The sequence below is a fragment of the Bacillus sp. NPDC057893 genome, from assembly GCF_042796455.1.
Taxonomy (GTDB): domain Bacteria; phylum Bacillota; class Bacilli; order Bacillales; family Bacillaceae_G; genus Bacillus_A.
The window spans coordinates 1,134,542-1,159,187 of the sequence record NZ_JBHVNG010000001.1 but is presented as its reverse complement, the minus strand read 5'-3'; the positions used below and the strand labels follow the sequence as shown (position 1 = coordinate 1,159,187).

Annotated in this window: 26 protein-coding genes and 1 pseudogene; 7 read left to right on the top strand and 20 right to left on the bottom strand. The window is 34.4% G+C overall.

Annotated elements, in window-relative coordinates; translation table 11 throughout:
• Positions 1–184: 184 nt before the first annotated feature.
• On the bottom strand, positions 185–523 hold the full coding sequence (locus tag ACFVQC_RS06290; RefSeq protein ID WP_377897708.1) for a hypothetical protein: 339 nt from the start codon (positions 521–523) through the stop codon (positions 185–187).
• A gap of 133 nt (positions 524–656) precedes the next feature.
• Entirely contained in the window at positions 657–2,051 is a 1,395-nt protein-coding gene (gene gabP / locus ACFVQC_RS06285) for a GABA permease (RefSeq protein ID WP_377897707.1), read from the bottom strand.
• 271 nt (positions 2,052–2,322) lie between these two features.
• On the opposite strand from gabP, the pseudogene ACFVQC_RS06280 reads away from it, so the two are divergent.
• Positions 2,323–3,403, top strand: a pseudogene (locus tag ACFVQC_RS06280) (chitinase).
• Positions 3,404–3,457: 54 nt separating this feature from the next.
• Here ACFVQC_RS06280 and ACFVQC_RS06275 read toward each other — a convergent pair.
• Together ACFVQC_RS06275 and ACFVQC_RS06270 are read right to left on the bottom strand one after the other, a co-directional pair.
• On the bottom strand, positions 3,458–4,669 hold the full coding sequence (locus tag ACFVQC_RS06275; RefSeq protein WP_377897705.1) for an amidohydrolase: 1,212 nt from the start codon (positions 4,667–4,669) through the stop codon (positions 3,458–3,460).
• 122 nt (positions 4,670–4,791) lie between these two features.
• Positions 4,792–5,685: a metallophosphoesterase gene (locus ACFVQC_RS06270; RefSeq protein ID WP_002137850.1), complete on the bottom strand. Its 894-nt coding sequence runs from the start codon at positions 5,683–5,685 to the stop codon at positions 4,792–4,794.
• A gap of 199 nt (positions 5,686–5,884) precedes the next feature.
• Here ACFVQC_RS06270 and ACFVQC_RS06265 point away from each other — a divergent pair, with 199 nt between their 5' ends.
• The gene (locus ACFVQC_RS06265; RefSeq protein WP_377897702.1) at positions 5,885–6,700 is read left to right on the top strand and encodes a formate/nitrite transporter family protein; all 816 of its coding nucleotides are present in this window, start codon (positions 5,885–5,887) and stop codon (positions 6,698–6,700) included.
• A 141-nt stretch (positions 6,701–6,841) separates the two neighbouring features.
• Complete coding sequence (locus ACFVQC_RS06260) at positions 6,842–7,114, top strand: HU family DNA-binding protein (protein ID WP_002033657.1); 273 nt, start codon at positions 6,842–6,844, stop codon at positions 7,112–7,114.
• A 30-nt stretch (positions 7,115–7,144) separates the two neighbouring features.
• Here ACFVQC_RS06260 and ACFVQC_RS06255 read toward each other — a convergent pair whose 3' ends face one another.
• The 15 genes from ACFVQC_RS06255 to ACFVQC_RS06185 all read right to left on the bottom strand — a co-directional run bounded on the left by ACFVQC_RS06255 (position 7,145) and on the right by ACFVQC_RS06185 (position 20,228).
• On the bottom strand, positions 7,145–7,612 hold the full coding sequence (locus ACFVQC_RS06255) for a GNAT family N-acetyltransferase (RefSeq protein ID WP_377897700.1): 468 nt from the start codon (positions 7,610–7,612) through the stop codon (positions 7,145–7,147).
• A gap of 145 nt (positions 7,613–7,757) precedes the next feature.
• Complete coding sequence (locus ACFVQC_RS06250) at positions 7,758–10,175, bottom strand: heavy metal translocating P-type ATPase (protein ID WP_377897698.1); 2,418 nt, start codon at positions 10,173–10,175, stop codon at positions 7,758–7,760.
• Positions 10,176–10,273: 98 nt separating this feature from the next.
• Positions 10,274–10,480 (bottom strand): copper chaperone CopZ, encoded by a 207-nt coding sequence (gene copZ / locus ACFVQC_RS06245; RefSeq protein ID WP_377897696.1) that lies wholly within the window; start codon positions 10,478–10,480, stop codon positions 10,274–10,276.
• 197 nt (positions 10,481–10,677) lie between these two features.
• Positions 10,678–10,980 (bottom strand): metal-sensing transcriptional repressor, encoded by a 303-nt coding sequence (locus tag ACFVQC_RS06240; protein ID WP_000349641.1) that lies wholly within the window; start codon positions 10,978–10,980, stop codon positions 10,678–10,680.
• Positions 10,981–11,308: 328 nt separating this feature from the next.
• Positions 11,309–11,536 carry a hypothetical protein gene (locus tag ACFVQC_RS06235; protein ID WP_000849103.1) on the bottom strand — a complete coding sequence of 76 codons (228 nt, stop codon included), beginning with the start codon at positions 11,534–11,536 and terminating at the stop codon, positions 11,309–11,311.
• Between the two features lie 260 nt (positions 11,537–11,796).
• Positions 11,797–12,732 (bottom strand): cation diffusion facilitator family transporter, encoded by a 936-nt coding sequence (locus ACFVQC_RS06230; protein ID WP_377892191.1) that lies wholly within the window; start codon positions 12,730–12,732, stop codon positions 11,797–11,799.
• A gap of 92 nt (positions 12,733–12,824) precedes the next feature.
• The gene (locus ACFVQC_RS06225) at positions 12,825–13,085 is read right to left on the bottom strand and encodes a ferredoxin (protein ID WP_002066749.1); all 261 of its coding nucleotides are present in this window, start codon (positions 13,083–13,085) and stop codon (positions 12,825–12,827) included.
• A 60-nt stretch (positions 13,086–13,145) separates the two neighbouring features.
• A complete protein-coding gene (gene gpmA / locus ACFVQC_RS06220; protein ID WP_002146179.1) occupies positions 13,146–13,868 on the bottom strand; it encodes a 2,3-diphosphoglycerate-dependent phosphoglycerate mutase in 723 nt (240 codons plus the stop codon).
• A 66-nt stretch (positions 13,869–13,934) separates the two neighbouring features.
• Positions 13,935–14,309: an ArsR/SmtB family transcription factor gene (locus ACFVQC_RS06215; RefSeq protein ID WP_377897694.1), complete on the bottom strand. Its 375-nt coding sequence runs from the start codon at positions 14,307–14,309 to the stop codon at positions 13,935–13,937.
• 169 nt (positions 14,310–14,478) lie between these two features.
• Positions 14,479–15,297: an alpha/beta hydrolase gene (locus ACFVQC_RS06210; protein WP_002146175.1), complete on the bottom strand. Its 819-nt coding sequence runs from the start codon at positions 15,295–15,297 to the stop codon at positions 14,479–14,481.
• A 16-nt stretch (positions 15,298–15,313) separates the two neighbouring features.
• Positions 15,314–16,135 (bottom strand): ABC transporter ATP-binding protein, encoded by an 822-nt coding sequence (locus tag ACFVQC_RS06205; RefSeq protein WP_377897692.1) that lies wholly within the window; start codon positions 16,133–16,135, stop codon positions 15,314–15,316.
• A 14-nt stretch (positions 16,136–16,149) separates the two neighbouring features.
• On the bottom strand, positions 16,150–17,172 hold the full coding sequence (locus tag ACFVQC_RS06200) for a FecCD family ABC transporter permease (protein WP_002146172.1): 1,023 nt from the start codon (positions 17,170–17,172) through the stop codon (positions 16,150–16,152).
• Positions 17,165–18,172 carry a FecCD family ABC transporter permease gene (locus ACFVQC_RS06195; RefSeq protein WP_377892175.1) on the bottom strand — a complete coding sequence of 336 codons (1,008 nt, stop codon included), beginning with the start codon at positions 18,170–18,172 and terminating at the stop codon, positions 17,165–17,167. Before ACFVQC_RS06195 ends, ACFVQC_RS06200 begins: the two co-directional genes overlap by 8 nt.
• Positions 18,173–18,199: 27 nt before the next feature.
• Entirely contained in the window at positions 18,200–19,165 is a 966-nt protein-coding gene (locus tag ACFVQC_RS06190; RefSeq protein WP_002146170.1) for an iron-hydroxamate ABC transporter substrate-binding protein, read from the bottom strand.
• 304 nt (positions 19,166–19,469) lie between these two features.
• Positions 19,470–20,228 carry an exodeoxyribonuclease III gene (locus ACFVQC_RS06185; RefSeq protein WP_377892171.1) on the bottom strand — a complete coding sequence of 253 codons (759 nt, stop codon included), beginning with the start codon at positions 20,226–20,228 and terminating at the stop codon, positions 19,470–19,472.
• Between the two features lie 154 nt (positions 20,229–20,382).
• Between ACFVQC_RS06185 and ACFVQC_RS06180 the strand changes: the two genes are divergently transcribed.
• From ACFVQC_RS06180 to ACFVQC_RS06170, 3 genes are read left to right on the top strand one after another with little or no spacing between them, the layout of a single operon-like run.
• Entirely contained in the window at positions 20,383–20,973 is a 591-nt protein-coding gene (locus ACFVQC_RS06180) for a bifunctional transcriptional activator/DNA repair enzyme AdaA (protein WP_377892168.1), read from the top strand.
• Positions 20,960–21,490 (top strand): methylated-DNA--[protein]-cysteine S-methyltransferase, encoded by a 531-nt coding sequence (locus ACFVQC_RS06175; protein ID WP_377897691.1) that lies wholly within the window; start codon positions 20,960–20,962, stop codon positions 21,488–21,490. The genes ACFVQC_RS06180 and ACFVQC_RS06175 overlap by 14 nt, the downstream gene beginning before the upstream one ends.
• A complete protein-coding gene (locus tag ACFVQC_RS06170) occupies positions 21,487–22,398 on the top strand; it encodes a DNA-3-methyladenine glycosylase 2 (protein WP_377897689.1) in 912 nt (303 codons plus the stop codon). Before ACFVQC_RS06175 ends, ACFVQC_RS06170 begins: the two co-directional genes overlap by 4 nt.
• A 39-nt stretch (positions 22,399–22,437) precedes the next feature.
• Here ACFVQC_RS06170 and pepT read toward each other — a convergent pair whose 3' ends face one another.
• Positions 22,438–23,670: a peptidase T gene (gene pepT, locus ACFVQC_RS06165; protein WP_377897688.1), complete on the bottom strand. Its 1,233-nt coding sequence runs from the start codon at positions 23,668–23,670 to the stop codon at positions 22,438–22,440.
• Between the two features lie 196 nt (positions 23,671–23,866).
• Between pepT and ACFVQC_RS06160 the strand changes: the two genes are divergently transcribed.
• Positions 23,867–24,511, top strand: coding sequence for a YczE/YyaS/YitT family protein (locus ACFVQC_RS06160; RefSeq protein WP_377892158.1), 645 nt, complete (start codon positions 23,867–23,869; stop codon positions 24,509–24,511).
• Positions 24,512–24,646: the final 135 nt, after the last annotated feature.

Sequence of the window (24,646 nt, the reverse complement as noted above, 5' to 3'; positions counted from 1 at the left end):
TTAAGAAGGATTTTATCGCTTTATTATTTTAATAGCAATGCAATTAGTTTTTGTTAAAAAACGTATTGCTATACGCTTGATATATTTCAGACACTTGATATCCCATTAGTGAAATTGCTGTTAATGAAAAGAAACCAATCATAAGAAATCGAAACCACATATAAATCTCCTCCTTGTATTTAGCTTAAAAAACGTTAGCTATCTTACAAGTTAAGTGGCACTCTTCTTCATCACTTTCTTTCCTCTTCACAATCGCTGTTATAAAACGAATCATAAAGAAAATCACAAAAGGAAATTGTTCGTAATTTACCTTGGCATAGTTCAGCAACGGCTCGCGCTGCACATCGAACGGAGATGAGAAGGAATAGAACATACCTTGCTCTTCCATATATACAATTACAATTTTCATACAAAATACTATTCCTAGAAACGAAACAATATCTTGCCATTCTGTCGTATATAAAAAGTTATACAGCTCCAATACGTACTCTTCCATCATCATCCCCCCTTCCTTTTTTACCATTTTGCTCGCCTTCGTATAAAAAGTCAAGAAAAAAGTTTATATTCACTATGACAATAGTAATTACTTGTTTCTATGTTTATATATGATTCTTTTATAGCAATGATTGGGTGTAACTCTCTTCCAAAACAATAAATTAGAATCGAACAGATTCTTCCTTTCTACTTTCAGGTTTCAAAACTGTGCTATTTTTATTTCTATTAAGAATAAAATAAGAAAGTATTATAAGAACAGTAACAAGCATCGTTAAAAGCGCTTGCGAACGTAAAGATTCAATTGCTAGCATTGCAACTAAAACTGCTATTATAGCGGCAATTGTAACATACGTTACATACGGGAAAAGCCACATTTTCACTTTCAAATTTTGTTGTTCTACTTTTCCCATTTTTTTACGCATCTTTAAATGTGAAACTGCAATAACGAGATAAACTAGTAATGCGATCCCACCAGATGCATTCACTAAAAATAAAAAGACTTTATCTGGAGATATGTAACTAAAAACAACTCCAATATAAGCGAAGAAAGTTCCAAATAAAACTGCCCGAACTGGAACACCACTACTGCTCAATTTTAAAAATACCTTTGGGGCATCTCCTCTTTCTGCCATCGAAAAAAGCATTCTTGAGTTTGTATATAAGCCCGAATTTAAGCAAGAAAGTACAGCTGTTAAAACGATAAAATTCATAATTTGTGCTGCTGCTGGTATTCCTATATGTTCAAGTACAGCTACAAACGGACTTTTTAGTATGTTTGCTGAATTCCATGGAAGGAGTGTAACAACTACAGCAATAGATCCAATGAAAAATACGAGAATACGCCAAATTACGCTATTTGTTGCTGTTTTTACTGCTTTTACAGGTTCAGCAGACTCACCAGCCGCCACTGCAACAATCTCTGACCCCATAAATGAAAATATAACGACGGTTATTCCAAGCAGAACCGAACTTATCCCATTTGGCATAAATCCCCCTTGCCCTACTAAATTTGAAGTGCCAGGTGCTTCCGTTCCTGGTACAAACCCTAAAATAACAGCAAGTCCAAGACAAAGGAATAAGACAATACTTATTACTTTAATAAAAGAAAACCAATATTCAAATTCTCCAAATGATTTCACCGAAAAAACATTCGTCAACGTTAATAAAATTGTTAATAGTAAGCTTAATAACCATAGTGGAATTTGTGGAATCCAGTATTGAATGATACCAGCACCTGCTGTAGCTTCTATTGCAATAACAATTACCCAGAAGAACCAATATAGCCACCCAATTGTATAACCCGCCCATGGACCAATTGCTTCTCGTGCATATGTTGCAAATGAACCACTTGTCGGGTTAATTGCTGCCATTTCCCCCAACATTCTCATGACGAAAATGACTAAAAGTCCTGCTAATGCATATGAAACGATAGAACCTGGTCCTGCTGAATGCACAACTGCACCACTTCCAACAAACAGACCAGCCCCTATTACGCCGCCAATTGAGATCATTGTAATGTGACGTATTTTGAGATCTTTCTTTAGATTTTTATCCAACTCTTGTACATCCCCTTCCAAACTTAATTTTGAAATTTATGTAAGAGTATTATGCATAAAATCTTGTCCTACACTTTAAGGTATATCAAAATATTCTGAATTCGATAATTGTAATTCAACCTCCTACAGAAATTATTACATTAGGTTTAATAATTTTCCATACAAAATTGTTGAGAAAATTATAGTCACCTTAAAAAAAGAACGAATTTTCAGATGCAATTAAATAAACAAGATTATACATCTAGACAACTTTTTGTATAGGAGTGTTGATATGTTAAACAAGTTCAAATTCATTTGTTGTCTGTTAGTAATTTTCTTACTGCTACCACTAGTCCCCTTCCAAACACAAGCTGCAAACAATTTAGGATCAAAACTACTCGTTGGATATTGGCATAACTTTGATAACGGTACTGGCATTATTAAATTAAAAGACGTTTCACCAAAATGGGATGTAATAAATATATCTTTCGGTGAAACTGGTGGTGATCGTTCCACTGTTGAATTTTCCCCTGTGTATGGTACAGATGCAGCGTTCAAATCTGATATTTCCTATTTAAAAGGTAAAGGAAAAAAAGTGGTTCTTTCAATAGGTGGACAAAATGGGGTCGTTTTACTTCCTGACAATGCCGCTAAGCAACGTTTTATTAATTCCATACAATCTCTTATCGATAAATACGGTTTTGATGGAATAGATATTGACCTTGAATCAGGTATTTACTTAAACGGAAATGACACTAATTTTAAAAACCCGTCAACTCCTCAAATCGTGAATCTTATCTCAGCTATTCGAACAATTTCAGACCATTACGGTCCAGATCTTCTATTAAGCATGGCACCTGAAACAGCTTATGTTCAGGGCGGTTATAGTGCATATGGAAGCATATGGGGTGCGTATTTACCAATTATTTACGGAGTGAAAGACAAACTAACGTACATTCACGTTCAACATTACAATGCTGGTGGCGGCATTGGGATGGACGGTAATAATTATAATCAAGGAAACGCAGACTACGAGGTCGCGATGGCCGATATGCTCTTACATGGATTTTGTAGGTGGTAATCCAAATAACATTTTCCCGGCTCTTCGTTCAGATCAAGTAATGATTGGGCTTCCTGCAGCACCGGCAGCAGCTCCAAGCGGTGGATATATTTCTCCAACTGAAATGAAAAAAGCTTTAGATTATATTATTAAAGGCGTTCCCTTCGGAGGAAAGTATAAACTTTCTAATCAGAGTGGCTACCCTGCATTTCGTGGTCTAATGTCTTGGTCCATTAATTGGGATGCAAAAAACAACTTTGAATTCTCTAGTAACTATAGAACATATTTTGATAGTCTTTCCTTGCAAAAATAATAAAAAACAACAATAGGTTTTATATGACCTATTGTTGTTTTTTATTTATGTAAATTACTTTTTCACTTCTATATGATGAAGAAATTCTTTTCCATCTCTTAAATAACTATTCACAAGACTTAAAAGCAACTTCCCACCAGCCAACATCGCACGTTCATCAAAATCAAATTGAGGATGATGATGTGGGTATGTTGCTCCTATTTCTTCATTACCCGCACCTGTGAAGAAAAATGCTCCTGGAACATGTTCTAAGTAGTATGCAAAATCTTCCCCACCCATAATAGGTGGTACTTCCATGACCCTTTCTTTGCCAAGATCATGTTCCGCAACCGTCATAAAATGATGTGTTTCATCTACATGATTTATTAATATTGGATAACCTCGTTTATATTGAATATTAACTTCAGCATGAAGAGACTGACAAATCCCCTCAACAACTCGTTTAAATTCCTTCTCCATATATCCTCTCACTTCAGGGTCTAACGTTCGAATGGTCCCTGTAAATGCAGCAGTATCCGCAATAATATTATCCGCTTGACCAGCATGGAATGTACCGACTGTTAATACCGCAGATTGAAGCGGATCTATTTTTCGACTCACTAAAAGTTGTAACTGATTAATTACTTGTGTTGCAACGATAATAGCATCAACAGTATGATGCGGCATACCGCCGTGACCGCCTCGCCCTTGAATCTTTACTTCAAAAGTATCAGCTGCCGCCATCATTGCTCCAGCTTTCGCCCCAACCATTCCTAAAGGCATTTGAGAAGATAAATGTGTTCCAAATACAACATCTACTCCTTCTAAACAACCATCCTCAATCATAGCAATTGCTCCGCCAGGCTCTTTCTCTTCTGCATGTTGATGTATCAGAACTATTTTTCCAGAGAGCTGGTCTCTATGGTCACTTAATATTTTTGCAACACCTAAAAGTGTTGCTGTATGTCCATCATGGCCACAAGCGTGCATTACGCCGGGAACCTTTGATTTATATGAAACTTGTTTTTCATCTTGAATAGGTAGTGCATCAAAATCAGCACGCAGCGCTATCGTCTTCCCAGGTATTCCACCTTCAATTACGCCGATTACCCCTCTTCCCCCGACATCTGTTGTCACATCAATATGAAAACTTTTTAAGATTTCAGCTATTTTTTTCGGTGTTTCTATTTCTTGAAACGATAGCTCTGGGTATTGATGAAAATCTCTTCGCCATGAAACCATTTGGTTATATATACTTTCCAATTCTTTATGCCATGTTTCTATCATAGAAATTCTCCTTTCTTTTTAACACTTTACATAAAAGTACATAATATTCTGCACTTAATCAATAAAAAAGAGAACTTTCTTTAAAAGTACTCTTAATTCTCCAAAATATGAAACGTTCTACTTTAGTTACTACTTTGCTTCAATACAAAAACTGAAAGTTCAGGTACACTCCAAAACCTAACAGGCATTCGAGTCGTTCCAATACCGCGATTTACATATAAATATAACGACTTACTCTTTCCTTCTAATTCATACATTCCTTCAACATACTTCTCTGCTAATTTTGTGGTAATTAAAGGACCTACAAAAGGAATCTGAACTTGTCCTCCATGACTATGTCCTGAGATTTGAAAATCAACTGGATAACCAGCTACTTTATCTACAACATCAGGCTCATGTACTAATAGCATATTGAAATCTTGTTGTCTTAAGTTTTTTAAAGTCGAATCTATTTGTGGTTTCCCTAATAACAAATCATCCAAACCTGATATTGTAATATACTTGCCATTTTCCACTTTAATTTTCTGCACGTCATTTACTAAAACAGAAAAACCAGCTTCCTCCATGTACCTTTTGTAAAATAAACTACCGCCCCCGCCTCTATCATGATTCCCAAACACAGCATACTTTCCGAGAGGAGCATGAATTTTCCTCAAAATTTCTTTTGCCTCTTCTCTTTCCTCATTATAAGATCCGAACTTATCTATTAAATCCCCTGTGAAAACTACTATATCTGGACATAACTCATTCATTTTCTCCACCAAATTATCTAGTTGCTTCAATGTAAACTCTGGCCCTAAATGCACATCTGAGAATTGCAATATCTTTTTATTGTTAAACTCTTTAGGAATCGTAGGAGCTTCTATTTCATTCCACGTGACCGATACTAACCTTCGTTCTATTTCTGTTGCATAGAAATAGAAGCTTATTGGAATCATTAATATACTTATTAAACTAATAATAAATTTCTTTAAGATTGATTTTTTTTGCTCTTTTTTTACATGATGCGTATTCATGTTTTCACCTCTAGAAGTAGTTTAAAACCTTTTTGTTACATTGATGTGACAACATGAAATAATGTTAGCTATATTCGATTTTATCCCTATTTCAATTTGACAAATTTATACATAACCCATAACATATTTTTATAATACATAGATTTCCAAAAATGTTCCTTCTATTCGTTCCATCACAATATTTATGGAGGGGTTAATCATGTCTGTATTTACACCAGAAGAAGTTACGGAACTTGCTGCTAATTCCGGAAGAAAAAAAGCTCATTTATCATTACTCCCTATGCTAATTCTCGGTTTTTTTGGTGGTGCTTTCATAGCATTAGGGTATTTACTCGATATTCATGTTATTGGGACAATGCCAAAATCTTGGGGATCATTTAATAGTTTTTTAGGTGCAGCTGTATTCCCTATCGGTCTTATACTCGTTATTCTTGCGGGCGGTGAATTAGTAACTGGTAACATGATGACAGTTTCAATGGCTTGGCTTCAAAAGAAAATCACCCTATTTCACTTCATACGCAATTTAATTATTGTTACGTTTAGCAATTTCATCGGCGCTATATTCGTTGCTTATTTTTTCGGCCATATTGTTGGATTAACAGAGGGAGCTTTTTTAACGAAAACAGTTTCCATTGCACAAGCTAAACTACAAGATACACCTCTACAAGCCTTCATTTCTGCAATCGGATGCAATTGGCTTGTTTGTTTAGCTGTTTGGCTTAGTATGGGAAGTAAAGAATTTATCGGAAAGATTATCGGCATTTGGTTCCCAGTTATGACTTTTGTTGCGATCGGATTTCAACACGTTGTAGCCAATATGTTTGTTATCCCAGCTGCAATTTTTGCCGGTCATTTAACTTGGATTGAATATTTTCCAAACTTCATTTTTGTTTTCTTTGGAAACTTAGTAGGAGGTATGTTATTTGTAGCATTACCTTATTTCATATCTTATAATAAGAAACTGCCTCTAAATAAAGAGAAGACTGAAATAAAGAACAAATCTGTATCCGCTTAAATTAAATGTCTATAAAGTGGCCCTAAAAAATATTACAAATTCCATTTTTTTTGCGAATATATGTACGTACACTTGTTCTCGAATGTTTTATACGTTATAATAACAACTTAAATAGCATTATTTACATATGAGGTGAAAAACATGAATAAAACAGAATTAATTAAAAACGTAGCACAAAATGCTGAGATTTCTCAAAAAGAAGCTACTGTAGTTTTACAAACTGTAGTAGAATCAATCACTAACTCTTTAGCTGCTGGCGAAAAAGTACAACTTATCGGATTCGGTACATTCGAAGTTCGTGAAAGAGCTGCTCGTACAGGCCGTAACCCACAAACGGGTGAAGAAATGCAAATCGCAGCTTCTAAAGTACCTGCTTTTAAAGCTGGTAAAGAACTAAAAGAAGCTGTAAAATAATGAAAAATAGCCTTCTCGTTTATGAGAAGGCTATTTTTTCATGATATAATTAATAAAAATCTGACCATTATGCTGCTTATTTTGTTCCTTTATGCAAATAAAACCTTTACTTTCAAAGAAAAGTTTTGCTGTAATACTCGCTTCTGTAAATATATCTCTATGCTGCAAGTTCACCGCTTCTTTTTCTAACTTCTGTAGTATGTAAGAAGCTATCCCTTTCCCCTGATAGTCTTTATGCGTAAATAAGCGATCTACGTAATGTTCCTCATTATAATCCCCAAATCCTACTATCACACCTTTATACTCTGCAACATAACAAATATTCTTTTCTAAAGATTGTAGCCAACTTTCTCTATCTAGTCGCTCTGGTGCCCAGGCATTTAACTGTAGCGTATTATAATCTTTTGCATTAACCGTATGAACCGTTTCATAGAATAATTGCAATACTTGTTCTAAATCCTCTTTCTGAAATGTTCTAATTATAATATCTTTAAACATATATAAATCTCCTCATCAAGCTATCACTTCTATTTCTGCTATATTATATCTTTTTTCTTTCTATACGAACAAAAAACAATACTTATTCAAAGTATTGTTTTTTGTATAAAAGCATATTCAATTACTCTATAAATTAAAATTTTTATTATTTTAATTTAACTCTTTGCAATCTTAATGCATTTAATACGACTGATACAGAGCTAAACGCCATCGCTGCACCCGCAACCCAAGGAGCTAAGAAACCAAGTGCTGCAATTGGGATTCCTAGGCCGTTATAGGCTAACGCCCAGAATAGATTTTGCTTAATATTTCTAATCGTCATTTTACTCATAAAGATGGCATCGGCAATACTATTTAAGTCACCACGGATTAATGTAATATCCGCTGCTTCCATTGCTACATCTGTCCCTGTTCCAATTGCCATTCCAATGTCTGCTGTAGCAAGAGCAGGAGCATCATTAATTCCATCTCCAACCATCGCTACTTTCTTACCACTAGCTTGAAGTTTTTTCACTTCTTCTGCTTTTCCTTCTGGTAATACTTCTGCAATTACGTGATCAATACCAACTTGCTTGGCAATTGCCTGAGCAGTTTGTGTATTATCACCTGTAATCATAACGACATCGAGACCCATTTTCTTAAGCCTTGCAATTGCTGCTTTTGAAGTATCTTTTACTGTATCTGCAACGGCAACAATCCCAGCATATTCCTTATCTATCGCAATAAGCATTGCTGTTTTTCCTTCTCGCTCTAGTTCTTCCATTGATTTAGAAACTTCTTCAATATCAATATTGAATTTTTTCATTAATCGGCGTGTACCAATTAATAATTGTTTTCCTTCGACAACCGATTCAATACCAAATCCAGGAATTGCTTCAAACGTTTCTGAACTTGGGATATCAATTCCCTTTTCTTTAATTCCTTCTACAATCGCTTCTGCAAGTGGGTGTTCAGAGTTTTTTTCTGCCGCACCTACTAAACATAGTATTTCTTTTTCATGGAATCCATCTACTACAATTACGTCTGTTAATATTGGTTTTCCATTTGTAACTGTACCTGTTTTATCCAAAATAATCGTATCTAATCGATGTGTCGCTTCTAGATGCTCTCCACCTTTAAATAAAATACCATGTTCAGCTGATCTTCCTGATCCCGCCATAATAGATGTAGGTGTTGCAAGACCTAAAGCACATGGACAAGCAATAACAAGTACTGCTATCATTTTCTCAAGTGCTCCTCCAAAATCACCAGGTGTAACAAATACCATCCATACTACAAAAGTGATAATAGCAATCCCAACTACAACAGGTACGAAAATACCTGAAATTTGATCCGCTACCCTTTGAATAGGAGCTTTCGAACCTTGAGCCTCTTCTACTACTTTAATAATTTGTGCTAATGCAGTGTCTCTTCCTACTTTAGTTGCCTTAACTTTTAAAAATCCATTTTTATTCATTGTAGAACCGATTACTACATCCCCAATTGTTTTATCAACTGGAATACTCTCACCTGTTAACATCGATTCATCTATCGCTGATTTTCCTTCTACAATTTCCCCATCTACCGGGATTTTTTCACCAGGTTTTACATAGACGATATCACCTGCTACCACTTCTTCGATTAAAATTTTTATTTCTGTTTCATCTCGTACAACTGTAGCAGTTTTCGCCTGTAATCCCATCAATTTTTTAATAGCTTCTGATGAACGTCCTTTTGCTTTTGCCTCAAATAATTTACCTAAAATAATTAATGTAATAAGTACTGCGCTCGTTTCAAAATATAAATCTGTCATATGTTCCGAAGAACCAATTGATTGAATGCTTAAATACACACTGTAGAAATACGCTGCAGAGGTTCCAAGTGCCACGAGAACATCCATGTTGGCACTTTTATTGCGTAACGCTTTATAAGCACCAATATAAAACTGGCCTCCAATTATAAACTGTACTGGAGTTGCAAGAGCTAGCTGCACCCAAGGATTCATAAGCATATCAGGTAAATAAATAAACGATGTAAATGAGAAGTGGCTCACCATTGCCCACAATAACGGGAATGATAAAATAAATGAAATGATAAATTTCTTCTTTTGTCGCTCAATTTCTTGTAATCGATGATCAGTTGATGCATCCTGCTCATCTGATTTTACTTCTAATTTATATCCTAACTTTGTAATCGCGCTCTTCATTTCATTTACACTGATTTCATCAGGATTAAAGTCAACTGTAGCCGATTCTAAAGCAAAATTTACTGTCGCTTTATTCACACCTTCTAGCTTATTCAAACGCTTTTCTACTCTATTCGCACATGCTGCACATGTCATTCCCGAAACAGTAAACTCAGCTTTATCACTTACAATTCCATATCCTAACGATTCAACTTTTTCTTTAAATTGTTGCGGATTTGTTTGAGTGGGATCGTACAAAATTTTTGTTTTTTCAAGCGCAAAATTTACATTTGCCGCTTGAACACCTTCTACTTTTTTAAGACCTTTTTCAATTCTATTCGCACATGCGGCACATGTCATTCCTGATATTTGAAGATTGGCCTCTTTTTTCTCATTCATTTCATTCACCCCTACCATATACCCTCAAGAGGTATATTTTTTAGCAAAATAAATCGCACTTTATTTAAAGTACGATTTATTCCAGTATTTAAAAATTTTTATATAACATCGTATCCTTGCTCTTCGATTACACTAACAATATCTTTTAAAGTAATGATTGATGAGTCAATGGTAACTTCAACTGTTCCTTCTGCTAATTGTACTTTTACTTGTTCAACACCATTTAGTTCTTTCACATTACTTTCAATAGAATTTACACAATGGCCACAAGACATACCTTCAACTTGTAATGTTAACTGTTCCATTTAAAATCCTCCTCTTGTTTCTTCATTGTTTGTTTATCACAACTACATCTTACCATACCCCCCTAAGGTAATCAATGGTTTTGTATCATGATTTTAAATTTTTTCTAAACTCTTTATTTCTTTGCTCCAATTATGAATTTGTAATCCCTTCCCCTATATAAAGAAAAAGCCAAGCTAATTAAATACTAGCTTGGCCTTTATGCTTTTGAAAAACGTTCAAATACTGTCATTAATTCTTCAATTGCTTCGTCACCATTACCATCTTTAATAGCTCCTGAAACACAATGACTTGTATGGTTTTTTAAGACACCCATTCCTACTTTTTTCATCGCTGCATTAATCGCAGAAATTTGAACTAAAATATCAACGCAATAACGATCATTTTCAATCATGTTTTGAATACCACGGACTTGGCCTTCAATCCTCTTTAATCTATTTATAATTTGTTCTTTTTCTTTTTCTGATCTATGTGTTACTGATTCATGCTCTTTATGATCCATATTATCACCTTCTCAAAGTTTCTCTTCATCCAATAAAACAATTACTTTTACGAGTATACCAATTATAGCATTAAATATCTATGTATGATACCCCATATGAGTATATTTCCTCTTTATGATTATTCTTAACACATTATTAGCTTCTCAGTCCCAATTATCATTATACCCTTCCCTTTTTCTCAAAAAAGCATTACATCTCCCCTCAAAATTCAATAAAATGAAACATCAATAAGCGGGGATTGTCCGTCCCCGCTTATTAATGTTTCACAAATATAAAAGTCTCAATCTTTACATATCTAAATTGAGACTTTTTTCTTCCTATATATAATTATTGTTGATCGCATACTTTTGTATCATTCACTACAGAAGTTCCTTCAACGGTTACCGTATGAAAACAATCATTCACTCGAACTGTCACAACATTATCTTGCCGATCAATGATATGATATTCATTAAAATTTTTATTCAGAGCACTGCGAATTTGTTCTCCTTCATAAATTGGAATGCCATGTGATAAAACCCAAATAAGCCCAGCGATAGCAAGAATAGTTTTCATACGATCTACCTCCTTGAGAATATAGTGAACTTTTAATCCGCGCTTTTTCAGCTTTACTAATCATAAATTGAATTAACCAAGCCTTTTGGAAGTAAGTTCATTTCGTCTATTTTATGTTTATGCTAATTGCGACGGAATTGTGACAACTTTTTGTCTCTTTAGACGAAAAGTTGAAACAAAACGTTCAAAAAGGACAATTCTACTTACGTGAACAAAAAGGCTATGGAGAATTTCCTCCATAGCCTTTTTGTTGAATTTTATTAAATGACCATTTCACTATGCTTAATCTTAAGCGTTTCAATTTGAATTGTAGCATGTTCAATATGGAACTCCTGTTTTAACATAGTAATAATATTTTGAAGCACTTCTTGATCGTCCTGTTTTTTATCGATCATTACATGGACACTTAATGCATCTAATCCTGATGTAATTGTCCAAATGTGGAGATCGTGTATATCACGTACACCATCTACTTCTTTAATAGCTTGCTTAACTTGTTCTATCTCAATTGAAACAGGTGTACCCTCCATAAGTATATGAATGGAATGTTTTGTTACTCCCCATGCACTCTTTAAAATTAATAGCGCTACAATTACTGAGATAATTGGATCTGCAATATACCATGAAAATAAAGACATAAGTGCACCAGCTACTAACGCACCAACTGAACCTAAAGCATCTCCAAGAACATGTAAATATGCGCTACGTAAATTGACGTTATTTTTCACATCACCTTGTCTCATAAGAGCCCATGCACTAATTAAATTTGCTAGTAAACCAATTGATGCGATTAACATCATTGGACCACTCGCTACAGTTGGTGGTTCAAAAAACCTTCCGATTGCTTCCCACACGATAAGTCCCGCCACAACAAATAATGTAATTCCATTAATTAATGCAGCTAAAATTTCAAAACGATAATATCCATACGTTTTTGTAGAAGTAACTGTTCTAGCTGCTAATCCAATGGCAATTAAACTTAATAATAACGAGCTTGTATCACTTAACATATGTCCTGAATCAGATAATAAGGCTAAACTATTTGTAACTAGTCCTCCAAAAAATTCAAGAAACATAATAATTGCCGTAATTACTAATGCCGTAATTAAACCTTTCTTATTCCCTTCTCTACTCTCTTCAAAATGATGATGTCCGTGGGAATGCCCATGATGTTGGTGACCGTGATGATGTCCCATATAAATTCCTCCTTTTATTAATCTATTAACATTTGTTCTGAAGTTCACCACTTCTATCTGTCTATTGCTTTTATTAATATAGAAATGCGGCTTTAATCCATTCTCATACCATTTTCTAATTTTTGATTTTCAAACGACTCTTTTCCTACTCGAATCGAATTTGTCGGACAACTTTCATATGCTGCCACCATTGCATTCAAAAATGTAGTTGGAATTCCAATTATTCCTTCATTGTGATCTAATGCACCAAATGCTTTACTTTTACAATCCAATTGATATATATCTGGTGCTATAGAGCGGCATAATCCACATGATTCACAAGTTTCTTTATTTACAACAGTATAATGTAACAATATTTGTTACCTCCATTAATCTCATACAATACTAAGGTAGGGTATATCAAAATGATTATTTTACACTATTTTTCTTTCCATCACTTCTCCTTTTCCCCTTAAATAATAATGACATATCGGTTTTAAATCGTTATCTAATTCATAAACTAATGGTGTTCCTGTTGGAATGTTTACATATTCTATATCTTCATCTGAAATTTGATCTAAATGTTTTACTAAAGCTCGTATTGTATTTCCATGCGCTGCAATAATCACTTTTTTTCCATCTTTTAAATTAGGGGCTATTTCTTCATCCCAATATGAAACAACTCGTTTTTCTGTATCTTCTAGATTTTCTGTAAGGGGAAACTTATTTTCTTTTAAATCTCTATACTTCGGATGTGCCGCTTCATATCTCTCATCATCTTTTGTAAGAGCTGGTGGGCGTACATTTGTTGAACGTCTCCATAAAGTTACTCTCTCATCACCATATTTTCTCGCTGTTTCTTCTTTATTTAATCCTTGAAGTGCACCGTAATGTCTCTCATTTAATTTCCAGGTTTTATGAATAGGTATCCACATCAAATCCATTTCCTCAAGAGTAATCCACAAAGTACGCATCGCTCTTTTTAAAACAGATGTATATGCTATATCGAATGAAAATCCATCGGCTTTCAAAATCTCTCCAGCTTCTCTTGCTTCTCGAAGACCAGCATTTGATAAGTCTACATCTGTCCAGCCTGTAAACCGATTTTCAACATTCCATTCACTTTGTCCGTGTCTTATTAAAACGAGCTTAATCATACTTATTATCTCCTCTCCTTTTAAAGTTGCATTTTCATAAAGAAATATCTTTATGAAAATGCACGATTACTTATTGAATTCTTTCTTGTTCATTTCACTACTATGACTAAACGCCAATTCAATTAATCCATTTACATGAGAATCATCTAATGAATAAAAAACAAGTTTTCCTTCTTTACGCTTTTTTGCTAATCCTATTGTTTGTAACAGTCTTAAATGATGCGATGCCGTTGCAATACTGCTATGAATAATACTTGCGACATCTCGTACGCAAAGCTCATTTTCCGTATACAGCGCATAAGCAATTTTCAAACGTGTTTCATCTGCAAGTGCCTTAAACATTTTCGCTACACTACTTATATTTTCTTTCTCCAACATGTCACTTGCATGCTTTACTTTTTGCTCATCGTGATAACAAAGTTCACAATGTTCTTCTTTCATAAGTAACACCTCTTATTCAAGTATATATTTGATTATGTATACAGTATACCTTATTAACCAAAAACATTCAAATGTTTATTTGAATGTTTTTGGTTAATACTTTAAATATGTCTATATAACAAAAAGAATCCCACATAATATGGGATTCTTTTTTATGCTATTAATTCTTCTATAAATGACTAATAAATCTTAATCCTTTACTTAAAGAAGTCGGCACAACAGATGCATGATTCTCCCCTTCAGCTTCATAAAACTTAAATCTAAACTGATCGTGTTTTACTTGGAGAAGGCGCTCTGATAATTCATTTGCACCTACAACCATATGCTCTCGCTCCAATGATCCAACTGTAAGGAATACCCCTGTTTCAAACTTAGCATTATTTAATTCATTTATAAGGTTCTCTTCTTTTTTAAGCACGGATTGGTTATTCCACCAAATAGATGGGCTACTAATAAAATAATTTTGGAAGGCATTTACGTTTGTAAACAGTATATGTAAAGCAAATAGACCACCTAAAGAATGCCCAAATAACGTTTGCTTTCCCTTATCAATCTCAAAACTTTTTTCAATTTGTGGTTTCAATTCTTCTTCAATAAATGTAAAGAAGTTAGGTGCCCCTCCTGTTTTAGGCCACGGTTTGCCATCCGGTTTTAAAGGAGCATCTTTTGAAATTACAATAGGCGTAAAATCATAGCATCTTTCTTCTCCTGAAAATGCCCCTTCAATTGGATAACCAATACCTACTATAATAGCTGGTGAAACACCTGTTTTTTCCGCTCTAACTGACTGTATTTTAACCGCTTCGTGGAATGTTTGAAAAAATGCGTTTCCATCTAATACATATATGACAGGATAACCTGAATCCGGTGCTGGCTGCTTCGGTTTTGAAATATGAATTTGATATTCCTTACCTTCTAATTTTGAATACATTTTCCACTGTTCTGTATTAGATGTAACAATCTGCTGTTTTTCAATAGTAGTATTCATTGTAAATCCCCCTTTGTTAACTTGTTACATATATTTCTACTTTCTCTTCGTGAGATACAACGCTATCGTAGCCGAAACAAACAGGAGACCCATTATACGGATCAATCATGACACGCGCATCAATATGAAATACTTCTTTTAATACTTCATTTGTAATTATTTCTTCTGGGCTACCAGTTGTAACAATTTCCCCTTCTTTCATTGCAATAATTTCATCTGAAAATCTCGCTGCATGGTTAATATCATGCAGTACCATTACGACCGTACAATTATGTTCTTTATTTAATTTCTCCACGATTTGCAGTACATCTAATTGGTGTGACATATCAAGGTATGTCGTTGGCTCGTCTAATAATAAAACTTCAGTCTCTTGTGCTAAAGCCATCGCTAGCCACACCTTTTGTCTTTGTCCACCTGATAAGTTTGCAATTTGTCTCGTTCGAAACGCAGATGTTTTCGTTATATCTAATGCCCAATCAATCATCTCTTTATCTTTTGCTGTTAGCTTATTTACGTTATTTCGATGTGGGTAACGCCCATAAGAAACCAACTCTTCTACCTTAATCTCTCCCGGGGCAATTGGATTTTGCGGAAGTAAAGCTAACTGTTTCGCGATTTCTTTCGTTGAAATCGTGTTTAAATCTTGGCCTTGTAAATATACTTTACCGCTTTTTTGTTTTAAAATTCGTCCCATCGTTTTTAATAGTGTTGATTTCCCACACCCATTTGGACCGATAATTGTCGTTACTTTTCCTTTTTGTATTTCCACATTTAAATCGCGAAACACTGTAAGTTTTTCATAATTTGCTTCTAAGTTTTTTGCACTTAAAATACTCACTTTTATTCCCCCTCTTACGCTTTCGCCTTATAAAGTAAATATAAGAAATACGGTACACCGACAATAGAAATAACAATTCCAACTGGTAACTCTACAGGTGTGAAAACTGTTTTTGCAATAAAGTCTGAAGCAATTACGAGAAACATTCCAATTACTCCGCACGTAGGTATTATGTGCTTATGCTGAATTCCGACAAGTCTTTTCGCTATATGCGGTGCCATTAATCCGATGAAACCAATACTTCCTGAAACAGCAACACATGCGCTCACAAGTCCGATACTACTTAATAGTAAAACAGACTTCTCTCTTTCTACTGAAACACCTAAACTTGTAATACTCGTTTCTTCCAATTGGAATAAATCTAATAAATAAGCTTTCCTTTGTATAAGAGGAATTAAGATAATAAGCCACGGCAACATAGCAACAATATATTTCCAGTTTGCACTATATATACTTCCAGACACCCACACTGCAGCCATCTCGAAATCAGTTGACTTCATTTTGAGTGATAAATACATAGAAAAGGCTCCAAATCCTGATCCAATTGCAATCCCTGTTAATAAAAGTCGCTGCGAGTCTAGCTTACCGTTTTTCCAAGAAAACAGATAAATTATTATCGCTGCACCTAATCCACCTATTAAGCCAAACATCGGCATCATCATTATAGAAACCCAGTCTGTGCTCTTTAATTGCCCTTGAAAGAAAAACATAAAAATTACGATTGCTGTACCTGCCCCGGCATTCACTCCTAAAATACCTGGGTCCGCCAATCCATTTCTCGTAATCCCTTGAATTACAGCACCCGCAACGCCGAGGCCTAATCCTACTAATCCAGCAATTACAATGCGCGGAAGACGAAAATCAAAAATAACTAAATCATGTTCTGGTACTGGATCAATTCGAAAAAGTGTTTTAAATACATCTGTAATCGTAATATCGAACGTACCATTCGTTAAACTAATATAGATAGCACCAAAAATTAAAAATATAATAATCCCCATCGTCATTCCAAAACGCCTACTTGAACTTTTAGGCATGTCTCTCTCCTCCTCTTGTACGGATTAAATAAAGGAAGAAAGGAATTCCAATTAAAGATGTAACAACTCCAATTGGCGTTTCAAATGGATAATTTACAAACCTACTTAAAACATCACATAATGCTAAGAAAACTCCACCAATAACGCCTGCACATGGCAAAATCCATTTATAGTCTACCCCAATTATAAAACGAGTAATGTGTGGAATAATTAAGCCTACAAAACCAACTTTCCCCACTAAAGCGACTGCCGTTCCTGTTAAAAAAATTACTGATAAAATGGCCATCGCTTTAACTAATTTTGTACGCTGCCCTAGATTAATAGAAACCTCTTCTCCTAAAGAAAGAATGGTAATAGATTTTGATATTAACAGCGCTAAAACTATCCCAATTATCCCAAAAGGTATCGTGATTTTAATTATATTAGGGTCCACTTGATCTAATTTTGCATTAAACCAAAAACTAACATTTTGAGAGATTTGGAAATATGAGGCCATAGCAGCCGATACACTGCTTAAAAATGTTCCAATAACTGTTCCTATAATCGCTAACCTAACAGGGGATAAGCCATTTTGAAGGAGCGAACCAAAACCAAACACGATACCGGCTCCTAGTGCAGAACCAATCATTGAACATAAAATCATACCAATCGATGACATTCCCGGAAGAAAAATCATGCAAAGTGTAATAACAAAAGCTGCACCATCCGTCACACCCATAATAGAAGGGGATGCAAGATAGTTTCTTGTCATCCCCTGCATAAGTGCTCCTGATATGGCTAGAAATGCTCCGACTAAAAGAGCTGCAACTACCCTTGGTAAACGTGAAGTAATAATAATATTATGATCTACATCGCTTGAATCAAAATGAAATAATGCGTTCCACACTGTTTCAACATCAATACTTTTTGCCCCATACAAAATAGAAAGTATAACTGTAAATAAGATGAATATGGGTGCTATACATAATATAGTTACTGGTACTGCATTAGTTTTCTGCATATCATTCAACGCACCTTACCTATTGTATTATTTAGATAAATTTTTTACTGCTTCTTTTAAGAATGCTGTTTTACTCCAAGCTGTACCACCTTGCGCCATCGGATCTACAACGTTTACAAATACTTTCTTTTCCTTCGCAGCATTCATACTTTGCCAAATTGGATTTTTTTCAATGTCTTCTAGCACTTTTGGTTTATTATTTTCGCTTGCCTCGTATTGTAAGAAGATATAATCCGGATTAACTTCAGCAAGTTTTTCTAAAGAAATCTTTTCTTGTGCTTTTACAGTTTTAAGTTGTTCTGGAGCAGTTAATCCAAGATCTTTATAAATGACAGGATTAAAGTATACTCCTTCTGGGTATAGGAATAGGTCGTTTGCTCTTAGTCTAATGACAAGTACTTTTTTATCTTTTAACTTATCTCCAAGTTTTGTTTTTGCTTTTTCAGCGTCCGCATTATAGTCTTTAATAATTTTTTCTGCTTTATCTTTTTTACCAGTTAGTTCTCCCATTAACTTTAAGTTATCTTCCCAATTTGTTGAAACGTGTGATACCGGGAATGTAGGAGCTACTTTCGTAAACTTCTCAGCTGTTTCTGCTGGGAATTTCGTACTTGATGTAATAACATCTGGTTTTAATTGAAGTAATGTTTCGAAATTCGGTTCCATTTTCTCTCCTACAGATTTTGCACCTTCTAAATCTTTTTCAAGATACTTTGGTAATTTACCACCTACAGTAATCGCTCCAACTGGTTTAATTCCAAGTACTGCCGCATCTTCCATTGACTCTAAACTAGCTGTCGCAATTTTATCTACTTTTGCTGGCACTGTATATTCTTTACCTAAATATGTAATTTTTCGTTTTTCGTCTTTTTTCGTCTCACTAGCCTTTGTTTGTTGTTTTTGTTCTCCTGAAGTTTTATCTGCACTATTACATGCTGCTAAACCTACACTTAAAACTGTTACCATCCCTAATGTAAATAATTTCTTGTTCATCTTTATATATCTCCTCTCGAAATCTGTAAATAGATTATTTTTATATAAAAACTTAACTACATGAAACTTGTCCCATACATATATTTCATTAGATTAATGATTTTATCCGGAACTCATTCTCGTTCACTTCCCCTAAACTATAATTCTTTTTTACACCCCATCCGTTGATAATCACTTTCAGTGATAATGATTATCGTTACTAAGTATATATTTAATATTAAATTATTTCAAGAATGATTTGAAAAGTTTTAACAAATTGAATAAAAAAAGAAGTATCCCTGCTATCAGGAAGATACTTCTTTTTTTAGAAATTTATATGCAATTCAACTGGACAATGGTCTGATCCCATTACTTCACTGTTAATTTTCGCATCTATTATTTGACCTTTTATTCTTTCCGAGACAACAAAATAATCTAAACGCCATCCAATATTTTTCGCTCTTGCTCCCATACGATATGACCACCAAGAGTATGCTCCTTCCTGGTTAGGATAAAGATAACGATACGTATCAACAAACCCTTCTTCTAAAGCAAGTGTGAACTTCTCCCTTTCTTCATCAGAAAATCCAGGGTTTTTGCGATTACTTTTTGGATTTTTCAAATCTATTTCTTTATGAGAAACGTTTAAATCTCCACAGAAAATAACCGGTTTCTTTTCATCTAATCGCTTAATATGCGCCCGGAAATCGTCTTCCCATTTCATTCTGTAATCTAAACGTTCTAATCCTCGTTTGGAGTTTGGTGTATACAGTGTTATCAAATAAAAATCATCGAATTCCAATGTAATAACTCGTCCTTCTTGATCATGCTCTTCAATTCCTAAACCGTATGTAACAGAAATTGGTTCTTGTTTCGTAAAAATAGCCGTTCCTGAATAGCCTTTTTTCACAGCGTAATTCCAGTATGTATAGTATCCCTCTGGATTTAAATCAATTTGTCCACTTTGTAATTTAATCTCTTGTAAACAAAATATATCTGCATTGGATTCTTCTAGATATTCTAAAAATCCACCTTTTGCGATAACTGCTCGCAAACCATTTACATTCCATGAAATTAACTTCACTTATAGTCCTCCTCTTGATGTTCACTTCCAAATTTCATGCTATCACAAAATAGAAAAACAAGCATATTTTCATCTTTGTAATCTTGCTTTTACATTTTTGAATACGTACATACGCACTTTATTCAGGTTATACTAATTTCAGAGGTGATGTTCTTTGCACAATGAAGGATTTACGCTAACGAGTGAGTATTGGCAAGCAATTATTCATAATGATTCTTCATATGATAACAAATTCTTTTATGCTGTGAAATCAACCGGGATCTTTTGCCGGCCATCGTGTAAATCAAGAATACCGAATAAAAACAACGTACGAATTTTTCTAAATGCAGAGCAAGCATTACATGAACACTTTCGTCCGTGCAAACGTTGTAAACCAAATGGGATCATTTTACCTAATGAGGAGTGGGTAGAACAAATTAAAGACTATATCGAAAAGCATTATGACAACGCACTAACTCTCGACATACTTGCGGAAGTTTGTCACGGTAGCCCTTTTCATTTACAACGCACTTTCAAAAGAATGACAGGAATAAGTCCAATAGAATATATACAACAATTTAGGATTGTTAAAGCGGCAGAATATCTTTCACATACAAATCAATCTGTTAAGAAAATTAGTACTGCTGTCGGGATAGAAAACTCGGAGTATTTCGCAACTTTATTTAAAAAGAAAACCGGATTTACTCCTACTGAATATCGAAAAAAGAACGAAATGAAAGAGGGATACAATAATGAATTCCTATAAAAATAAATCTTTATATTGGATGCTACTTACACATGAAAATTGGCGCTTGCATATTGCTGCAACTGAAAATGGACTATGTTTCATTGGATCTCAAGACGAAAATTTTGAAGAACTAAATGTGTGGGCTAGAAAAAAACTGCCACAACATATATTGACTCGCAATCCATATTACCTGCAAACATATACGAAAGAAATTATCGAGTATTTAGAAAATAAGCGAGAAACCTTCACATTGCCTATTGATGCTTACGGAACTGAATTTCAATTATCTGTTTGGAATACGATACGTGAAATCCCTTACGGAAAAACATATTCTTATTCAGAAATTGCAGAAAAAACCCAAAAACCTACAGCTGTACGCGCCGTTGCTTCTGCTATTGCTGCCAACCCACTTCTTATTACAATTCCTTGCCATCGCGTTATAGGAAAAGATGGAAAATTAACTGGTTTTAGAGGGGGATTAGAAATGAAGGAGGAATTGCTTACATTAGAAAAGTTACAGGTGGAATTCATATGACAGCAGAATATAATAGCGCATTGACTTTAGCAGCTCCAAAAGAATTTAATTTCCAAGAAAACTTACGCTATCTATCACGTTCTAACAATGAATGTATGTTTCACATTGAAGATAACAAAATTTATAAAGTCATCCCTGTTGAACATGTAAATCCTTTAGTTAAAATTAGTATAAATACTGACGGAAATATTCAAATACGTTTTTTAGAAGAATCCTATAACTCTGAAAAATGGGTATGCGATGCTGTAGTTAACTATGTAAAAGAGTGGTTTGATTTAACTACCGATTTAGCTCCCTTTTATACATTAGCTAAACATGACCCACTCCTTCAAGGCCCTATTCAAGAGTATTATGGGCTTCGCACATTAGGTATTCCAGATTTATTTGAAGCACTTTCCTGGGGAATTATCGGTCAACAAATTAACCTCGCATATGCTTATACGCTAAAAAGAAGATTGGTTGAACAATTTGGAAGTTACGTAAAATGGAACGATAAAAAACATAGGATATTTCCATCACCTGAAACAATTGCAAATTTACATGTAGAGGATCTTAAAAAATTAAAAATGACGACTAAAAAATGTGAATATTTAATCGGTATTGCGAAGCTTATTACAGAAGGGAAACTATCAAAAGAATCATTACTACAAACACAAGATGTAAAGCTTGCTGAAAAACAATTAACCGCTATCCATGGTATAGGACCATGGACTGCCCACTATGTTTTAATGCGCTGTTTACGCTTCCCTTCAGCCTTTCCAATTGATGATGTTGGTCTACATAATGCAATTAAATTTATAAAAGGTTCCGAAAATAAACCGACTAAAAATGAAATAAAAGACTTTGCGACAAATTGGACAAATTGGGAATCTTATGCAACTTTTTATTTGTGGCGCGTGCTATATTAAAAAGAACCGAGTAGCACATTCGTACTACTCGGTTCTTTTTTAGGCTTGTTCTTCAAATCGTCTTGCGATTTCTACAATAACTTGAACAGCTTTTTCCATAGTATCTACCGAAACATACTCAAATTTACCGTGGTAGTTTTCACCACCAGTGAAAATATTTGGCGTCGGTAATCCCATATATGATAATTGTGATCCATCTGTTCCACCACGAATCGGGTGAATGTTCGGTTCGATATTTAAACTTTTCATCGCTTCATATGCAATATCAACAATTTCTCTCACTGGTTCAATTTTTTCAAGCATGTTATAGTATTGATCATTCATTTCTAAAACGACCGCATCTTGCCCATACTTTTCTTGCATTTGCTTCACAATATTTTCAACGTTATTTTTACGTCCCTCAAAATTTTCACGATCAAAATCTCGAATAATATAATACGCTTTACTTTGCTCAACATCACCATTTAAAGAAAGTAAATGATAAAATCCTTCATAACCTTCCGTATATTCTGGTGCATCTTCCACCGGTAGATGTCCATTAAACTCCATAGCAAGTTTAGTTGCGTTACGCATTTTATTTTTCGCTGTTCCAGGATGTGTATTCGTTCCGTTAAACGTTAACTTAGCACCTGCAGCATTAAAACTTTCATATTCTAAACCACCTAATGGACCTCCGTCCATCGTATAGGCAAAGGATGCACCAAACGCTTCTACATCAAAATGCGATGGTCCACGGCCAATTTCTTCATCCGGCGTAAATGCTACTCTTATTTTCCCGTGTTTAATTTGCGGACTATGTATTAAATAATTCATTGCCACCATAATTTCTGTAAGACCAGCTTTATCATCTGCTCCAAGAAGTGTTGTACCATCAGTTGTAATAATTGTATGTCCTTTATATGATGGTAATTCTGGGAACTGTTCAGGTGTTAACACAACATTTAATTCTTCATTTAACGTAATCGCATTACCCTCAAAATTTTCATGGATTTGTGGTTTTACATTTTTCCCTGTAAAGTCTGTCGCTGTATCTAAATGTGCTAAAAATCCTATTACAGGAACATCCTTGTCCGTATTAGCAGGAAGTGTCGCCATTACATAACCATTGTCATCCATCGTCACTTCTGATAATCCAATCTCTTGTAACTCTTCTACTAATAACTTACCAAATTCAATCTGTCCTCGTGTTGTTGGCACTGTATGGCTTTCTTCATTTGATTGTGTATCAATTTTTACATATCTCGTAAATCTTTCAATAAGTTCTTGTTTCAAGTTCGTTCACTCCCTTTTATGTTTCTCTCTCCATTATAATCCTTAATACGAAATATTTTAACTTTTTTGACTGTGAAGATGTATAATTCATTTACATTGTTAACAATTTTAAACGAATTATAAAAAGACATAATATTTGTACATTAAAACCTTAACAGGTAACATACATAATTATAAAATATGGGAGGTTTTAAAGATGAGGCTAACTCTCTTTCGCTATTTTCTTTTTTTCTTAGGATTAATTTTCTTTGGCCTTGGAAATGCTCTTGCAGTCAAAGTTAAATTCCTCGGGTTACATCCTTGGGAAGTTTTAAATATGGCTCTCTATGAACGATTCGGATGGACACTTGGTACTTGGAGTGTTATATGCGGGTTATGCCTCGTACTTATTTCTTTACTAGTAGATCCAAAATATATAAACGTAGGCACATTTTTAAATGCAATGCTTATCGGCCCTATTATGGACTTTTTCTTACAATCAAACATCCTTCCAAACGCTACTGATTATTTATGGATAAATTTATTCATTTTGTTTTCTGGTATTGTAATTACAGGTATTGGGGGCGGTATGTACGTTGCGGCTGGAATTGGTGCTGGACCACGCGATGGATTCATGCTTACTATTTCTGACAAAACTGGATTGTCTATTAGCCGGGCTCGAATCATTGTAGAATGCGTTGTACTAGTTATTGGATATATGCTAGGAGGTCCTGTTTTCATCGTAACTTTTCTATACACTTTTATTCAAAGTCCAATCTTTCAGCAATCATTTAAAGTATTTCAAACACTCTTACATACTTTACATAGCAAAAACAAAGAGCAAATTAATGAAAATATATAAAACATAACTTAATACCAATTACTCTTTTCATTAACTTTCTTACAAATAATTCACCCTATTTACGATTCCCACCGCAAATAGGGTGTTTCTTTTTTCATCCGATAATATATATTTAATTAAACATCAAGAGCATAT

Coding starts and splice junctions, on each gene's coding strand:
- ACFVQC_RS06170 (WP_377897689.1), top strand. CDS start 21,487: ATGACAGCAGAATATAATAGCGCATTGACTTTAGCAGCTCCAAAAGAA.
- ACFVQC_RS06250 (WP_377897698.1), bottom strand. CDS start 10,175: ATGAATGAGAAAAAAGAGGCCAATCTTCAAATATCAGGAATGACATGT.
- ACFVQC_RS06175 (WP_377897691.1), top strand. CDS start 20,960: ATGAATTCCTATAAAAATAAATCTTTATATTGGATGCTACTTACACAT.
- ACFVQC_RS06215 (WP_377897694.1), bottom strand. CDS start 14,309: ATGAAAGAAGAACATTGTGAACTTTGTTATCACGATGAGCAAAAAGTA.
- copZ (WP_377897696.1), bottom strand. CDS start 10,480: ATGGAACAGTTAACATTACAAGTTGAAGGTATGTCTTGTGGCCATTGT.
- ACFVQC_RS06190 (WP_002146170.1), bottom strand. CDS start 19,165: ATGAACAAGAAATTATTTACATTAGGGATGGTAACAGTTTTAAGTGTA.
- ACFVQC_RS06265 (WP_377897702.1), top strand. CDS start 5,885: ATGTCTGTATTTACACCAGAAGAAGTTACGGAACTTGCTGCTAATTCC.
- ACFVQC_RS06200 (WP_002146172.1), bottom strand. CDS start 17,172: ATGCCTAAAAGTTCAAGTAGGCGTTTTGGAATGACGATGGGGATTATT.
- ACFVQC_RS06270 (WP_002137850.1), bottom strand. CDS start 5,685: ATGAATACGCATCATGTAAAAAAAGAGCAAAAAAAATCAATCTTAAAG.
- ACFVQC_RS06160 (WP_377892158.1), top strand. CDS start 23,867: ATGAGGCTAACTCTCTTTCGCTATTTTCTTTTTTTCTTAGGATTAATT.
- ACFVQC_RS06290 (WP_377897708.1), bottom strand. CDS start 523: ATGGTAAAAAAGGAAGGGGGGATGATGATGGAAGAGTACGTATTGGAG.
- ACFVQC_RS06275 (WP_377897705.1), bottom strand. CDS start 4,669: ATGATAGAAACATGGCATAAAGAATTGGAAAGTATATATAACCAAATG.
- gpmA (WP_002146179.1), bottom strand. CDS start 13,868: ATGATTAAGCTCGTTTTAATAAGACACGGACAAAGTGAATGGAATGTT.
- ACFVQC_RS06255 (WP_377897700.1), bottom strand. CDS start 7,612: ATGTTTAAAGATATTATAATTAGAACATTTCAGAAAGAGGATTTAGAA.
- ACFVQC_RS06210 (WP_002146175.1), bottom strand. CDS start 15,297: ATGAATACTACTATTGAAAAACAGCAGATTGTTACATCTAATACAGAA.
- ACFVQC_RS06260 (WP_002033657.1), top strand. CDS start 6,842: ATGAATAAAACAGAATTAATTAAAAACGTAGCACAAAATGCTGAGATT.
- ACFVQC_RS06235 (WP_000849103.1), bottom strand. CDS start 11,536: ATGAAAACTATTCTTGCTATCGCTGGGCTTATTTGGGTTTTATCACAT.
- ACFVQC_RS06240 (WP_000349641.1), bottom strand. CDS start 10,980: ATGGATCATAAAGAGCATGAATCAGTAACACATAGATCAGAAAAAGAA.
- ACFVQC_RS06195 (WP_377892175.1), bottom strand. CDS start 18,172: ATGCAGAAAACTAATGCAGTACCAGTAACTATATTATGTATAGCACCC.
- ACFVQC_RS06230 (WP_377892191.1), bottom strand. CDS start 12,732: ATGGGACATCATCACGGTCACCAACATCATGGGCATTCCCACGGACAT.